This is a genomic window from Pseudomonas sp. Snoq117.2 (assembly GCF_900110545.1).
GTDB classification, from domain to species: Bacteria; Pseudomonadota; Gammaproteobacteria; order Pseudomonadales; family Pseudomonadaceae; genus Chryseomonas; species Chryseomonas benzopyrenica.
On sequence record NZ_FOED01000003.1, the window covers coordinates 124,573 to 138,523 of the forward strand.

13 protein-coding genes and 1 pseudogene are annotated in these 13,951 nt (G+C 67.9%); 8 read left to right on the forward strand and 6 right to left on the reverse strand.

The window, feature by feature from the left end:
* Window positions 1–192 precede the first annotated feature (192 nt).
* Window positions 193–981, forward strand: coding sequence for a helix-turn-helix domain-containing protein (locus BMZ43_RS09995; RefSeq protein ID WP_017639200.1), 789 nt, complete (start codon window positions 193–195; stop codon window positions 979–981).
* On the opposite strand, the gene BMZ43_RS10000 is transcribed toward BMZ43_RS09995, so the two are convergent.
* From BMZ43_RS10000 to BMZ43_RS10025, 6 genes and pseudogenes are all read right to left on the reverse strand, one after another.
* Entirely contained in the window at window positions 978–2,183 is a 1,206-nt protein-coding gene (locus BMZ43_RS10000) for a GGDEF domain-containing protein (RefSeq protein ID WP_064307658.1), read from the reverse strand. The two genes, BMZ43_RS09995 and BMZ43_RS10000, sit on opposite strands and share 4 nt — an antisense overlap.
* Before the next feature lie 144 nt (window positions 2,184–2,327).
* Entirely contained in the window at window positions 2,328–3,428 is a 1,101-nt protein-coding gene (locus tag BMZ43_RS10005) for a polyamine ABC transporter substrate-binding protein (RefSeq protein ID WP_017639202.1), read from the reverse strand.
* Between the two features lie 23 nt (window positions 3,429–3,451).
* Window positions 3,452–4,483 (reverse strand): annotated as a pseudogene (locus BMZ43_RS10010) (histone deacetylase family protein).
* Between the two features lie 114 nt (window positions 4,484–4,597).
* On the reverse strand, window positions 4,598–4,957 hold the full coding sequence (locus BMZ43_RS10015; protein ID WP_064307660.1) for a cupin domain-containing protein: 360 nt from the start codon (window positions 4,955–4,957) through the stop codon (window positions 4,598–4,600).
* Between the two features lie 46 nt (window positions 4,958–5,003).
* A complete protein-coding gene (locus BMZ43_RS10020; protein ID WP_064307661.1) occupies window positions 5,004–6,005 on the reverse strand; it encodes an AraC family transcriptional regulator in 1,002 nt (333 codons plus the stop codon).
* A gap of 98 nt (window positions 6,006–6,103) precedes the next feature.
* The gene (locus BMZ43_RS10025; protein WP_017639206.1) at window positions 6,104–7,537 is read right to left on the reverse strand and encodes an aspartate ammonia-lyase; all 1,434 of its coding nucleotides are present in this window, start codon (window positions 7,535–7,537) and stop codon (window positions 6,104–6,106) included.
* Between the two features lie 154 nt (window positions 7,538–7,691).
* On the opposite strand from BMZ43_RS10025, the gene BMZ43_RS10030 reads away from it, so the two are divergent.
* From BMZ43_RS10030 to BMZ43_RS10060, 7 genes are all read left to right on the forward strand, one after another.
* Window positions 7,692–8,597 (forward strand): LysR substrate-binding domain-containing protein, encoded by a 906-nt coding sequence (locus tag BMZ43_RS10030; RefSeq protein ID WP_026083632.1) that lies wholly within the window; start codon window positions 7,692–7,694, stop codon window positions 8,595–8,597.
* Between the two features lie 106 nt (window positions 8,598–8,703).
* Window positions 8,704–9,642, forward strand: a complete 939-nt coding sequence (locus BMZ43_RS10035) for a 4-hydroxyproline epimerase (protein ID WP_017639208.1) — start codon at window positions 8,704–8,706, stop codon at window positions 9,640–9,642.
* Window positions 9,639–10,754, forward strand: a complete 1,116-nt coding sequence (locus BMZ43_RS10040) for an NAD(P)/FAD-dependent oxidoreductase (RefSeq protein WP_017639209.1) — start codon at window positions 9,639–9,641, stop codon at window positions 10,752–10,754. The genes BMZ43_RS10035 and BMZ43_RS10040 overlap by 4 nt, the downstream gene beginning before the upstream one ends.
* Window positions 10,748–10,984, forward strand: a complete 237-nt coding sequence (locus BMZ43_RS10045) for a (2Fe-2S)-binding protein (RefSeq protein WP_017639210.1) — start codon at window positions 10,748–10,750, stop codon at window positions 10,982–10,984. Before BMZ43_RS10040 ends, BMZ43_RS10045 begins: the two co-directional genes overlap by 7 nt.
* Entirely contained in the window at window positions 10,981–12,216 is a 1,236-nt protein-coding gene (locus BMZ43_RS10050; RefSeq protein WP_093253027.1) for an NAD(P)/FAD-dependent oxidoreductase, read from the forward strand. Before BMZ43_RS10045 ends, BMZ43_RS10050 begins: the two co-directional genes overlap by 4 nt.
* Window positions 12,213–13,004 carry an AraC family transcriptional regulator gene (locus BMZ43_RS10055; protein WP_017639212.1) on the forward strand — a complete coding sequence of 264 codons (792 nt, stop codon included), beginning with the start codon at window positions 12,213–12,215 and terminating at the stop codon, window positions 13,002–13,004. The genes BMZ43_RS10050 and BMZ43_RS10055 overlap by 4 nt, the downstream gene beginning before the upstream one ends.
* Window positions 13,001–13,921, forward strand: a complete 921-nt coding sequence (locus BMZ43_RS10060) for a dihydrodipicolinate synthase family protein (protein WP_093253030.1) — start codon at window positions 13,001–13,003, stop codon at window positions 13,919–13,921. The genes BMZ43_RS10055 and BMZ43_RS10060 overlap by 4 nt, the downstream gene beginning before the upstream one ends.
* Window positions 13,922–13,951: the final 30 nt, after the last annotated feature.

Consider the following 13,951-nt stretch of genomic DNA (forward strand, 5'->3'; position numbering starts at 1 on the left):
ACCGCGCCCGGCCGTGGGGAGACGACCGGGACAGGGCGCTGGGACGGATCGGTCCGGGTGGAACGGGCAGTAAGACGGACCGGGCCGCCTAGGTTCGGCTATCCCACCGGCGTGGACAATTCCGCGCCTCGCTTCAAAATGGCGCGACTTGATGCTAGTTTTCCGGCCGTCTGTCAAGCTTGGGCAGGGTTCATGAGCGATTTTTCCGCCAATTTGCAGCTGCTCTGCCAGCGCCACCGCTCGATTGCCGCCGTTTGTCGCGCCGTCGGTATCAACCGTGCCCAGTTCAATCGCTACCTCAACGGCCAGAGCCGTCCGTCGCCCTACAACCTGCAGCGACTGGCGGAGTTCTTCGGACTGCCGGCCAGTGATCTGCAGCTGCCGCAACGGCAATTCGCGGCGCGCCTGGGGGCACCGGTCAGCCAGGAGACGGGGTGGGCGGGGCAGGCGCTGGCCCTGTTCGGCGAACGCCAGGAAGGCTTGGTCCGTTACCAGGGCTACTACCACGAATACTATCCGTCGCTCTCCACCCCAGGCGTAGTGCTCTGTGGGCTGGTGCGGCTGTTCGAGGAGGAAGGCGTCTTTCGCTATGTGCGTTTCGAACGCCTGCGTCGTCAGGGCGAGGCCACGAGCCAGGCACGCTTTCGTTACCTAGGCCTGGCCATGAGCCTGGAAAGCCGGCTGTTCTTCACCGACTACGAATCCCTCACCGGCAACGAGTTGTCGCAGACGGTGCTGCTGCCCAGCGCGCGCAATCGTATCGATCGCCTCAACGGCCTCAAGCTGGGCGTCAGCGCCTCCGACCGCCGCGAGCCGGCCTGCACCCGAGTGGTCTGGGAGTACCTGGGCACCCGCCCCCGGCGCGGTCAGGCCTATGGCCGCATCGGTCTCTACGACTGGCAGGACCCTCACCTGGACGACGATCTGCGCCAGCGCCTGGCCAGCGCGACTCTGGTCGATCGGGTCTATCGCCTGGGCTAGCTGGGTTCAGCGACCTGGGTCTGGCAGCGATCGCAATCCTCCAGGATGGCGCGGTCGCGCCCGGCCTGCTTGGCCCAGTAGAGCTGGCGATCGGCGGCTTCGATAAAGGTTTCGGCGCAGTCGTGGTCCAGTCGGGCGCAGGCGCCGCCGATGCTCACGGTCACGCGCGGACCGGCAGGGGGCCCGAGGTGGGGAATCTCCAGGCGCCGTACCGCATCGAGCAGGCGCTGGGCCAGTTTGCCGGCATCCTCCTCGCGCGAAGGGGTGCAGAGGATGGCGAACTCCTCGCCACCGTAGCGGGCCAGGCAGTCGCCGGCGCGCAATTCATTGGCCAGGGCGGTGGCGACCTGTTGCAGGCAGCGATCGCCGGCCGGGTGCCCATAGCGGTCATTGAAGGCCTTGAAGTGATCGACGTCGATCATCAGCAGGAGCAATGGCCGGGGCGGGGGATGGGCCAGAGCGGTGGCCAGGGCCTGCATCAGCGCCCGGCGGTTGGCCACGCCGGTGAGGGGGTCCGTGGCCGATTGCTGTTCCAGAACGCGGTTGGTGGCGGCCAGCTCTTCGTTGCGCAAGCGGTCGCGCAGGATCAGCAGATAGCCCTGACGGCGCGCGCGCTCCATCCAGAAGTTGTTGAGCAGGGTGAAGCTCGCGGTGGCGAACGCCAGGGTCATGACCAGCGAAGCCTCCAGAGGCGGCAGGGTATGCATCTGGGTGGCCAGGCCGATGGCCAGCAGGGCGAACAGGCTGTGGACCGCGGCCTGGCGCAGGGGCGGCGCGATGCAGCTGTTGGTGAAGAGCGTCATCAGCGGCATGGTCGCCAGCCAGAGGGCGCGGTGCGCGGCATCGGTGGCCTCGACGTCGAGCAGCGGCGGGAGATAGGCCAGCAGACAGGGCAGGATGCCCAGCCATTCGCGCGCGGGATGTTCGGCGGGTATCACCCCGAGCGCCAGCAAGACCAGCCCGCCGCCAATCACCACTAGCGCACTGAGCAGGCTGATGAGCCAGAAGGCCTCGTTCATCAGGATCCAGTCCCAGATCGAGAAGCTGGCGTAGGCGAGGATGGCCACGGTCAGGCTGATGCGCAGGTGCCGCCGGCGCGAACGGGCGATGTCGTCCTGGTAATGCCGTTCCAATACCGATTCGAAGCGCAGAGCCCAGAAAGGGCGAGCCAGCGCTCGGGTGAGGGCGAGACTGAGGGACATGACGCCGTACCTGGCAGGTAAATCCAATGGGTCACTTCAGCACAGTAAGTCCCTTAGCGCGATAGAGGGTTCCCGGACGCGGGGATGTAACCGCCGAATGGTAGCCATTGGCTACCATTCGGATGGTTGTGGACGCCGTTGCCGCTAGTTGCCGGCCTTGATGCGACTCCAGGCACGGGTGCGGACCCGCTCGATGGGCTGCGGCAGCGGCTGCACCACATAGAGCTTCTTGAGCATTTCCGGGGTGGGCACCAGGTCGTGGTTGTCGCGGATGGCGGCGGTCACCAGCGGCATGCCCGGCTTGTTGGCGTTGGGGTAGCCGAGGTAGTCGCTGATTCCGGCGATCACCTTGGGTTCGAGCAGGTAGTTGATGAAGGCATGGGCCTGGTCGACATTGGCGGCACTGGCCGGAATGGCCCAGGTGTCGAACCAGATGGGCGCGCCCTCGCGTGGCAGCCGCCAGTCCACCACCACGCCGTTGCCGGCCTCCTTGGCGCGGTTGCCGAACTGGTAGAAGCTGCCCGAATAGCCCACCGCCACGCAGATGTCGCCGTTGGCGATATCGGTCATGTACTTGGTGGAATTGAAGTAGGCCATGTAGGGGCGGATCTTCAGCATCAGCGCCGTGGCCTTTTCGTAGTCCTTGGCGTTGGCGCTGTTGGGATCCAGCCCCAGGTAGTGCAGTACCACCGGCAGGATGTCCGAGGGCGAATCCAGCATGGCCACGCCGCAGCTCTTGAGCTTGGCCATGTTCTCCGGCTTGAACACCAGGTCCCAGCTGTCCACCGGTGCGTCCGCGCCCAGCGCCGCCTTGACCTTGGCCGGATTGAAGCCGATGAGGATGGTGCCGTACATGTAGGGCACGCCGTACTGGTTACCCGGATCGTTGACCTCCAGCAGCTTGAGCAACTCGGGATCGAGATTCTGCCAGTTGGGCAGCTTGGTCTTGTCCAGCTTCTGGAACACTCCGGCCTTGATCTGGGTTTCCAGGAACTGGTTGGAGGGGATTACCAGGTCGTAGCCGGAGCGGCCGGTGAGCAGCTTGGCCTCCAGCGACTCGTTGCTGTCGAAGGTGTCCCAGGTGACACGGATGCCGGTCTGCTTGGCGAAGTCCTTGGGCGTCTCGGGCAGGATGTAGTCGGCCCAGTTGTAGACCCGCAGTTCGCCAGGATCGGCGGCCTGGACGGCGGTGGCGAGCAGGGCGCCACCGAGCAGGACGGTGAGCGGACGCAGGAGGCTGTGCATGGTCGGATTCCTCGGGAGGGGGATCAGGCGCCGTCGAAGGCGGCCAGGACGTTCACCGTGTTGATGCCGATCTCCGCCACGGCGTAACCGCCCTCCATGACGAACAGGGTCGGCAGGCCGAGCCGCGCCAGGCGTTCGCCCAGGCGCAGGTAGTCGTCGCTCTCCAGCTTGAACTGGGAAATGGGATCGGCCTTGAAGGTATCCACGCCCAGGGAGACCAGCAGCAGGTCCGGGGCATAGCTTTGGAGTCGCGCCAGCGCTACTTCCAAGGCGGCGCTCCAGCTGTCCCAGGCGCTGCCGGCGGGCAGCGGCAGGTTGAGGTTGAAGCCCTGGCCCGCCCCGCTGCCGGTCTCGTCGGCATAGCCGAGGAAGAAGGGGAATTCGAAACCCGGATCACCGTGCAGCGACAGGAACAGCACGTCGTCGCGGGCATAGAAGATGTCCTGGGTGCCATTGCCGTGGTGGTAGTCGACATCGAGGATGGCGACCCGCCGGGCGCCGCCGTCGAGGGCGGCCTGGGCGGCGATGGCGGCGTTGTTCAGATAGCAGTAGCCGCCCATGACATCGGCCGCGGCGTGATGGCCCGGCGGACGGCAGAGGGCGAAGGCGCTACGCGTGCCCGCGGCGATCTCGGCGCCAGCGCTCAGGGCCACCTGGGCGGCGCTGTAGGCGGCCTGCCAGGTGCCGGCGGTGATGGGCGCCCCGCCGTCGAAGCTGTAGTAGCCCAGACGCCCGTGCAGGCTGGTGGGCGGCAGCACCTGGCGCAGGGTACGTGCCGGCCAGGTGTAGGGCAGCAGGTCCACGGTCTCGCCCGCGGCAGCCCATTCGTCCCAGGCGCCGGCGAGAAAGTCGAGTTAGGCCGCGCTATGGATGCGCGCCAGAGGCGCCCGGCCGAAGTCCCTGGGCGCCACTACCTCGCCGAGCTGCCGGCGGTGACACTCGGCGAGGATGAATTCGACGCGCTGGGGCTTTTCGAAACAGGGCTGCAACTGGCCGTCGATCAATTCGCAGCGACCGTGGTGCAGGGCGTGATCGGGACTGTGGTGGATGCGCATGGCGACTCCGGGCGGCGGGCTCTCTCCAGATTCTTGCCAACCCGGCGACCCGCGACGAGAGGCGCAACGGCCAAAAGGGGATAGATCCGGCCAGATTGCGCCCGGCACCGGCCATCAGCCGCCCTTGGCTTCGTAGACCACGAAGCGCTTGAGGGTCGGCTCCACGACCTCCCAGGTCCCCTGGAAGCCACGCGGCACGACAAAGCTGTTGCCCGGTTCGAGGCGGGTGGCGTGGCCCTGGTCATCGGTGACCAGACTCACCCCTTCGAGGATCTGGCAGTACTCCTCCTCGGTGTAACTCACCCGCCACTTGCCCACCTCGCTGTGCCAGTGGCCGACGGCGAAGACACCACTGCCATCTTCGTAGTCGAGCCAGAGACTCTGCAGCGGATCGCCCTCCAGGCGCTTTTCCGCCGGCAGGCGGTATTGGTCGGTGGGTTGGCCGCGGTCCGCGAGCAGTTTCAGTGAGGGCATGGAAAATCCTCCTTGGGGACGGAAAGCGCTCAGCATACGCCTGCCGCTAGAGCCGATAACCCCGGGGCGACTGTCCGCTCCAGCGGCGAAAGGCATGGCGGAAACTGGCCGTCTCGCTGAAGCCCATCGCCTCGGCGATGCGATAGATGGGCAGGCGTTCCTGGGCCAGCAGATCACGCGCCCGCGCGAAGCGCAGCTCGTCGAGCAGTTGCTGATAGCCGCTGCCGCCGGCCTGCAGGTGGCGGCGCAGGCTGCGCGGGGCCATGCCGAGGTGGCCGGCCAGGGCCGCGAAGGAGGGTGGTGCAGCCAGGTCGGCGCCCAGCAGGGTGCGGATGCGGGCGAGCAGGGCGCGCTGGCGATCCTGTTCCGGAGCCAGGCGACCACACTGCTCCAGGGCGTCGCGATGGGTCACCGGATCGGCCAGCGGCAGGCCGCGCTCCAGCCAGGTGGCGGGAAAGGCCAGGCCATTGAAGGCGGCGCCGAAGGCCAGGGGCGCGGCGCCGAAGCAATCGTCATAGCGCTCGCGATAGGTCGGCTCGGGGTGCCGAAAAGCCACCTGCACCAGGGGTAGAGACGTGCCCAGGAGGTCGCAGCAAATCGCCCGCAGCGAGGCCAGGCAGCACTCGGCGTTGCAGCGTTCCAGTTCTGGCGCGAAGGGGTGGTCATCCGCCCTGAGCCAGGCCAGCTCGCCGTGGCGCTCCAGGCGCAGGCTGAAATAGGCACCGAGCAGGCCCTGGTGGGCCAGGGCCGCCTGCAACGCCGCGCCCAGGGTCGGGGCACTGAGCAGGGCATAGCCGAGCAGGCCGTAGCCGGAGACCCGCAGCCGCCAGCCCAGCAGCAGCCCCAGTTCGGGCGGCGCGACGGGCAGGGCGTTGGCGATGACCCGCTGTTCCTGGGCCAGGGTGATGAGGCGATGGGGCTGTTCGAGGTCGTCCAGCTGCAGGCCGCTACCGGCCAGCAGCGGTTCCGCCCGGGCAGGCGTGTCGGCCGCCAGTTGCTGGAGGACCAGGGACACCAGGTTGAGATTGATCAGACCGGACTGACGCATGGGCAAACTCCCCGGGGCGGTGGCAGCCTTCCAAGCAAGAAGGATACCGCGCCCACGAGGAGTTGCCGCGCTTACCGCTCAAGTCTGGCGTGCGGGACTCAGGCCTTGGCCTTCAAGGGCACCAACCGCGGGGCAATCATGTTTTCCGGGCGCAGGATGTCGTCCAGGGTCGCCTCGTCCAGCAGGTTTTCCTCGCGCACCAGCTCCAGTACCCCGCGACCGGTTTCCAGCGCCGTCTTGGCGATGCGAGTGGAAGTCTCGTAGCCCAGGTAGGGGTTGAGCGCGGTGACCAGGCCGATGGAGTGCTCCACCTGGCGGCGGCAGTGCTCGACGTTGGCGGTGATGCCGGTGATGCAATGCTCGCGCAGCATGTCCATGGCGCGTTGCAGCAGGCGGATGGAGTCGAAGATCTTGTAGGCGATCAGCGGCTCCATGACGTTGAGCTGCAGCTGGCCGCCCTCGGCCGCCAGGGTCAGCGCCAGGTCGTTGCCGATGATCTCGAAGGCTACTTGGTTGACCGCCTCGGGGATCACTGGATTGACCTTGCCCGGCATGATGGAGCTGCCCGGCTGGCGCGGCGGCAGGTTGATCTCGTTGATGCCGGTGCGCGGGCCGCTGGAGAGCAGGCGCAGGTCGTTGCAGATCTTCGACAGCTTCACCGCGGTGCGCTTGAGCATGCCGGAGAACAGCACGAAGGCGCCCATGTCCGAGGTGGCTTCGATCAGGTCGGCGGCCGGGGTCAGCGGCTGGCCGCTGATGTCCGCCAGGCGCTGCACGGCCAGCAGCTGGTAGCCGGGGTCGGCGTTGATGCCGGTGCCGATGGCGGTGCCGCCCAGGTTGACCTCGGTGAGCAGCTCCGGCGCCAGGCTCTTCAGCCGCGCCAGGTCTTCGCCCAGGGTGGTGGCGAAGGCATGGAATTCCTGGCCGAGGGTCATGGGCACCGCGTCCTGCAGCTGGGTGCGACCCATCTTCAGCACCTCGGCGAATTCCACACCCTTGGCGGCGAAGGCGGTGATCAGGCTGTCCAGGCTGGCGAGCAGGGCGTCATGGCCGAGCAGCAGGCCCAGGCGGATGGCGGTGGGGTAGGCGTCGTTGGTCGACTGCGCCATGTTGACGTCGTTGTTCGGGTGCAGGTGGCGATACTCGCCCTTGGCATGGCCGAGCAGCTCCAGAGCGACGTTGGCGATCACCTCGTTGGCGTTCATGTTGGTCGAGGTGCCGGCCCCGCCCTGGATCATGTCCACCACGAACTGGTCGTGGAATTCGCCGCGAATGATGCGCGAGCAGGCCTCATTGATCGCCTGGTGCTTTGCCGCTGGCAGGTGGCCGAGCCGGTGGTTGGCGTCGGCCGCCGCCTGCTTGACCATGGCCAGGGCCACTACCAGCTTGGGATAGTGACCGAGGGGTACGCCGGAGAGGCGGAAGTTCTGCACGGCGCGCAGGGTCTGGATGCCGTAGTAGGCATCGGCGGGGACGTCGAGGGTACCGAGAAGATCTTTTTCGAGGCGGACGGATGATGCAGAGTCGGACATGATAGCGTTGGGCTTCGATCGAGCGGCGGACGCCGCGATGCCCTAGAATCTAGGCCTGCCAGCCGATCCCGGCCAATGCCGATCCGCCAAGCCTCATGCCGGATCGGCATAACTCAGGTTGTGACCTCACGAGATCAGACGACGTATGGGTGCCATGAACATCGAATTCAAATGGCTGGAAGACTTCGTGGCCCTGGCGGCCACCTACAGTTTTTCCCAGGCCGCCGAAAAACGTTTCGTCACCCAGCCCGCCTTCAGCCGACGCATCCGCGCGCTGGAGGAAAGCGTCGGCCTGACCCTGGTGGACAGATCCCACACCCCGATCAGCCTGACCGAAGCCGGTCAGCTGTTTCTGGTCACGGCGCGCAGCGTGGTGGAGCAACTGGGCGAGACGGTGCGCCATCTGCATCACCTGGAAGGCGGGCAGGGCGAGGTGCTGCAATTCGCCGCCGCCCACTCCCTGGCCCTGGGCTTCTTTCCGCAGTGGATCGCCGGCCTGCGCGGCCAGGGCCTGGCGCTGGCCAGCCGACTGGTGGCCACCAACGTCGGCGATGCCATCCATGCCCTGCGCGATGGCGCCTGCGACCTGATGCTGGCCTTCCACGATCCCGACGCCGCCCTGCAGATGGACCCGGAGTTGTTTCCTTCGCTGCACCTGGCACACACCGCCATGCTGCCGGTCTGCGCCACCGATGGCGAAGGCCGACCGATGTTCCAGCTGGACGGGCAGAGCAGCGTCCCCCTGCTGGCCTACAGTGCCGGCGCCTTTCTCGGCCGCTCGGTGAATCTGCTCCTACGCCAGCGCAAGCTGCGCGCCGTGACCCTCTACGAAACCGCCATGGCCGACAGCCTCAAGACCATGGCCCTGCAAGGCCTAGGCGTAGCCTGGGTGCCACAGCTGTCGGTGGCGGCGGAACTGGCCCGCGGCGAACTGGCCATCTGCGGCGACGCCGCCTGGCAGGTCGGCCTGGAGATCCGCCTCTACCGCTGTGCCCTGTTGCGCAAGCGGCTGGTGCAGCAGGTCTGGCGACATCTCGAAAATCAAAGCCACGGCGGCTGATCGACGGTAGGAGACTATGCCGATATCGGCTTTTAGTTAGCCGACGTCCTGCAAGCCTTTTGCCGTCATCTGCGCGACACTGGCACCTCTCTCACGGAGGTCAGCCATGCAGCGCATCCGCGTCATCGACTCCCATACCGGCGGCGAACCCACCCGCCTGGTCCTCGATGGTTTTCCCGATCTGGGCCAGGGCAGCATGGCCGAGCGCCGCACCCGGCTGGCCGGGGAGCATGACGCCTTCCGCCGGGCCTGCATGCGTGAACCGCGCGGCAACGAGGTGCTGGTCGGCGCCCTGCTCTGTGAGCCAGTATCTCCTGCCGCCAGCGCTGGCGTGGTGTTCTTCAACGAGGTCGGCTATCTGGGCATGTGCGGCCATGGCACCATCGGCCTGGTGGTGTCCCTGGCTCATATCAGCCGGATCGGCCCCGGCGATCACCTGATCGAGACCCCGGTGGGCGATGTCACCGCCACCCTGCACGACGATGGCAGCGTCAGCGTGCGCAACGTCCCGGCCTATCGCTACCGGCAGGGCGTGCAGGTGGAGATTCCCGGCCATGGCCCGGTCACCGGCGACATCGCCTGGGGTGGCAACTGGTTCTTCCTCTGTGCCGATCACGGCCAGCGCGTCGCCGCCGATAACCTTGAAGAGTTGCTCACCTTCAGCCTGGCCCTGCGGGGCGCCCTGGAGGCCGCGGGGATCACCGGCGAGCAGGGCGGCCATATCGATCACATCGAACTCTTCGCCGACGACCCGGACGGCGCCGACAGCCGCAGCTATGTGCTCTGCCCGGGCCGCGCCTATGACCGCTCGCCCTGCGGCACCGGCACCAGCGCCAAGCTGGCCTGCCTGGCGGCGGACGGCGATCTCGAACCCGGCGCCGTCTGGCAGCAGGCCAGCGTCATCGGCAGTCGTTTCGAGGCCCATTATCAGCCGGGCGACGAGGGCCGCATCCTGCCAGTGATCCGTGGGCGCGCCCATGTCATGGCCGAAGCGACCCTGCTGCTGGCCGCCGACGATCCCTTCGCCTGGGGCATCCCGGGGTGAAGGCGGTAGCGGAGGTTCTCGTCGTCGGCGGCGGCATCGTCGGGGCCAGCTGCGCCGCGGCCCTGGCCGCGCGGGGCTGTCGCGTGCGGGTGCTGGACGCCGGCCTGCCCGGCGCCTCCGCCGCTGGCATGGGCCACCTGGTGGTGATGGACGACGACCCCGCCGAACTGACCCTGAGCGCCCGCTCCCTGGCACTCTGGCGTGAGCTGGTGCCCCAGTTGCCGGGCGCCGCCGACTACCGCAACTGCGGCACCCTCTGGCTGGCCCGCGACGCCGCCGAACTGGACCTGATCGAAGAGAAACGTCAGCGCCTGGACGCCCAGGGCGTCGCCAACCAGCCGCTCGACGCTGCGGCGACTGCCGCCGCCGAACCGGCACTGACTGCCCTGGCCGGCAGCCTGGAAGTGCCGGGCGACGGACTGCTCTATGCCCCGGTAGTCGCCGCCTGGCTGCTGCAGCGCTCGCCGCTGATCGAATTCCAACGCGCCCGGGTGATTGCCGTCGAAGGCCAGCGCGTGCGCCTGGACGACGGTCGCTGGCTGAGCGCCGATGCCGTGGTGCTCGCCGCCGGCCTGCAGGCCGCCAGTCTCTGCCCGGACCTGCCCCTGGTGCCGAAGAAGGGGCATCTGTTGATCACCGACCGCTATCCCGAGCAGGTCCGCCATCAACTGGTGGAAATCGGTTACGGCGCCAGCGCCCACGCCAGCAGCGGCGCCTCGGTGGCCTTCAATGTCCAGCCGCGGCCCACCGGCCAGTTGCTGATCGGTTCGTCGCGGCAATTCGAGCGTCCGGATATGGCCGTGGAACCCGCGGTGGTTGGCCAGCTGTTGCGCCGCGCCCTGGACTTCCTGCCGGGTCTGATCCATACCTCGCTGATCCGCGGCTGGACCGGTCAGCGCGCCGCCAGTCCCGACGGCCTGCCCTTGATCGGCGCCCATCCCGACCAGCCCGGTCTGTGGCTGGCGGTCGGTCACGAGGGCCTGGGCGTCACCACCGCGCCGGCCACTGCCGAAGCCATCGCCAATGGACTGTTCGGCGAGTCTTCGACGTTCCACGTGGAACCCTTCGCACCGGCGCGTTTCACTACCGCGCCGAGGAGTCAGGCATGCTGACCCTGTTCATCGATGGCGAGCGCCTGCAGGTCCGCCCTGGCAGTCTGCTCACCGCTGCCCTGGCCAAGAGCGGCAACCCCGCCGCGCGCCGTTCGGTGACCGGGGAGGCCCGAGCACCTTTTTGTGGCATGGGCGTCTGCCAGGAATGCCGGGTGCAGGTCGATGGCGTGCGCCGTCTGGCGTGCCAGACCTCCTGCCGGGACGGCATGCAGGTGGAGCGCCTGTCATGAATGGCGCGAGCTGCGATCTACTCATCATCGGCGCCGGTCCGGCCGGTCTCGCCGCTGCCCGCGCGGCCAGTGGCCGCGGCCTGAAGCTGGTGCTGCTGGACGACAATCCCTTGCCTGGCGGCCAGATCTGGCGTGCCAGAGTCGGGCAGGTTGCGGCCGAGGTCGGCAGCTTGCCGGCCGACGTGACGCTACTGAGCGGCAACCGGGTCGCGGCGGTTCTGGGGCCTCGCCAGTTGCTGCTGGAAGACGCCAGTGGCAGTCGTACCCTGGCGTTCGAAACGCTCATCCTCTGCACCGGTGCCCGCGAACTGCTGCTGCCGTTTCCCGGCTGGACCCTGCCCGGCGTGACCGGTGCTGGCGGCCTGCAGGCACTGATCAAGGGTGGAGTCGAAGTCGCCGATGAACGCATCGTCGTCGCCGGTACCGGTCCGCTGCTGCTGGCCAGTGCCGCCACGGCGCGCCAAGCGGGTGCCCGCATCGCCCTGGTCGCCGAACAGGCCAGGCGCCGCGCCGTGCTCGACTTCGGCCTGGGGCTCTGGCGTTGGCCGAACAAGTTGCGCCAGGCGCTGACGCTGGCCACTTCCCGCTATAGCCCCGACACCTGGGTCGAGGCGGCGCTCGGCACCGAGCGTCTCGAAGCCGTGCGCCTGCGCCAGGGCGAGCGTCGCTGGGAGATCGCTTGCGACCGCCTGGCCTGTGGCTACGGCCTGGTGCCCAATGTCGAACTGGCCCAGAGCTTGGGCTGCGCCACCCTGGACGGCGCTGTGGCGGTAGATGAACACCAGCGCACCAGCCAGCCACACATCTTGGCGGCCGGCGAATGCACCGGCATCGGCGGCAACGAACTGGCCCAGGTCACCGGGCGGATCGCCGGCCTGGTCGCCAGTAACCAGCTCGACGCTATCGCTGGCGTGCAGACCGAGGCCCGTGCCTGGCGCCGCTTCGCCGCCCAGCTGGCCCGTACCTTCGCTCTAAATCCGGCCATTGCCCGGCTGGCCCAGCCGGATACCCTGGTCTGCCGCTGCGAAGACGTGGCCCTTGGTGCCCTGGTTGGCCATGCCGACTGGACCCAGGCCAAGCTGCGCAGCCGCTGCGGCATGGGTGCCTGCCAGGGCCGCATCTGCGGCCAGGCCACCCGCGTCTTGCTGGGCTGGACGCCCCCGGTGCCGCGCTTTCCCCTGCAACCCACCCGTATCGACAGCCTGCTGGCCCTGACCGAGGACGAGAGATGAACGCCGCTGCCCACCTGGACGCCCTGAACCGCGCCCGGCCCGCCGACCTGCCCGCGCTGCTGGCGAGCCTGAGCCTGGTGGCGCCGCTGCTCGACGCCATTCCCGGCGTGGTGTTCTTCGTCAAGGACCTGGAGGCGCGCTATGTGCTGGTCAACCTGACCCTGGCCCAGCGCTGCGGCTATGAAGACGTCAGCGAACTGCTCGGCAAGACCGCCGAGGAAGTCTTTCCCGCCCCCCTGGGTGGCGCCTACGCCGAACAGGATCGCCGCGTGCTGCGCGAGGGCCTGGCGCTGGACGACCAGCTGGAATTGCACCTCTATGCCGGCCGCACCCCGGGCTGGTGCCTGACCCGCAAGCTGCCGCTGCACGACGCCCAGGGCCGACTCATGGGTATGGCGGGCATCTCCCACGACCTGCAGGCGCCGGCCGCCGATCATCCGGCCCACGCCAAGGTGGCCGAGGTCGATCGCTATCTGCGCGAACACTATGCCCAGCCGCTTTCGGTAGGCGAACTGAGTCAGCGGGTGGGCCTGTCGGTCTCCCAGCTCGAACGCCAGTGCAAACGCATCCTGCGCCTCACGCCCCAGCAACTGCTGCACAAGGCCCGACTCGACGCCGCCTCGCGCCTGCTGGCCCGCGATCTGCCCGTCACCGAAGTGGCCCTGGCCTGTGGCTATACCGACCACAGCGCCTTCAGCCGCCAGTTCCGCCGTCTCACCGGCCTGTCGCCCCGGCAATACCGCGACTCTCTCAAGCCCCGTCTGCGTCTGGAGGAAACCCCTGCATGAGCACTCCCCGCGTCAACTGGAGCGGCGTCTTTCCCGCCGTCACCACCCAATTCAACGATGACTTCTCGGTCAATCTGGACGAGACCCATGGCGTGATCAGCAACCTGGTGCGCGATGGCGTCTCTGGTCTGGTGATGTGCGGCACCGTGGGCGAGAACACCTCCCTGACCCTGGAAGAAAAGATCGCCCTGGTAGAGGTTGCCAAGGACGCCGCCGGTGGCCGCGTGCCGGTGATCTGCGGCGTGGCCGAATTCACCAGCCTCAACGCCACCCGCACCGCCCAGGCGGTGGGTCGCGCCGGCGCCGACGGCATCATGCTCATGCCAGCGCTGGTCTACTCGGCCAAGCCCCACGAGACCGCCGCCCACTTCCGCAGCGTGGCCAGCGCCCTCGACCTGCCGCTGATGGTCTACAACAACCCGCCGATCTATAAGAACGACGTCACCCCGGACATCCTCATCTCCCTGGCCGATGTCGACAACATCGTCTGCTTCAAGGATTCCTCCGGCGACACCCGTCGCTTCATCGACGTGCGCAACGAGGTGGGCGACCGCTTCGTGCTCTTCGCCGGCCTCGACGACGTGGTGCTGGAAAGCATCGCCGTAGGCGCCGAGGGCTGGGTCTCGGGCATGTCCAACATCTTCCCCACCGAAGGCGAAACCATCTTCCGCCTGGCCAAGGCTGGCCGCTTCGCCGACGCCATGCCGCTCTACGAGTGGTTCATGCCGCTGCTGCACCTGGACGCCCGTCCGGACCTGGTGCAGTGCATCAAACTCTGCGAAGAACTCGCCGGCCGCGGCAGAGCCTTGACCCGCCCACCCCGCCTGGCCCTGCCCGACGCGGATCGCGCCTTCGTCGAACGCCTGATGGCCAAGGCCCTGGAAACCCGTCCGCAATTGCCGGATGTAGGGATCTGAGGCAGGGCTTATCGCGGCCAAGGTGATCCG

Coding starts and splice junctions, on each gene's coding strand:
- BMZ43_RS09995 (WP_017639200.1), top strand. CDS start 193: ATGAGCGATTTTTCCGCCAATTTGCAGCTGCTCTGCCAGCGCCACCGC.
- BMZ43_RS10000 (WP_064307658.1), bottom strand. CDS start 2,183: ATGTCCCTCAGTCTCGCCCTCACCCGAGCGCTGGCTCGCCCTTTCTGG.
- BMZ43_RS10005 (WP_017639202.1), bottom strand. CDS start 3,428: ATGCACAGCCTCCTGCGTCCGCTCACCGTCCTGCTCGGTGGCGCCCTG.
- BMZ43_RS10015 (WP_064307660.1), bottom strand. CDS start 4,957: ATGCCCTCACTGAAACTGCTCGCGGACCGCGGCCAACCCACCGACCAA.
- BMZ43_RS10020 (WP_064307661.1), bottom strand. CDS start 6,005: ATGCGTCAGTCCGGTCTGATCAATCTCAACCTGGTGTCCCTGGTCCTC.
- BMZ43_RS10025 (WP_017639206.1), bottom strand. CDS start 7,537: ATGTCCGACTCTGCATCATCCGTCCGCCTCGAAAAAGATCTTCTCGGT.
- BMZ43_RS10030 (WP_026083632.1), top strand. CDS start 7,692: ATGAACATCGAATTCAAATGGCTGGAAGACTTCGTGGCCCTGGCGGCC.
- BMZ43_RS10035 (WP_017639208.1), top strand. CDS start 8,704: ATGCAGCGCATCCGCGTCATCGACTCCCATACCGGCGGCGAACCCACC.
- BMZ43_RS10045 (WP_017639210.1), top strand. CDS start 10,748: ATGCTGACCCTGTTCATCGATGGCGAGCGCCTGCAGGTCCGCCCTGGC.
- BMZ43_RS10050 (WP_093253027.1), top strand. CDS start 10,981: ATGAATGGCGCGAGCTGCGATCTACTCATCATCGGCGCCGGTCCGGCC.
- BMZ43_RS10055 (WP_017639212.1), top strand. CDS start 12,213: ATGAACGCCGCTGCCCACCTGGACGCCCTGAACCGCGCCCGGCCCGCC.
- BMZ43_RS10060 (WP_093253030.1), top strand. CDS start 13,001: ATGAGCACTCCCCGCGTCAACTGGAGCGGCGTCTTTCCCGCCGTCACC.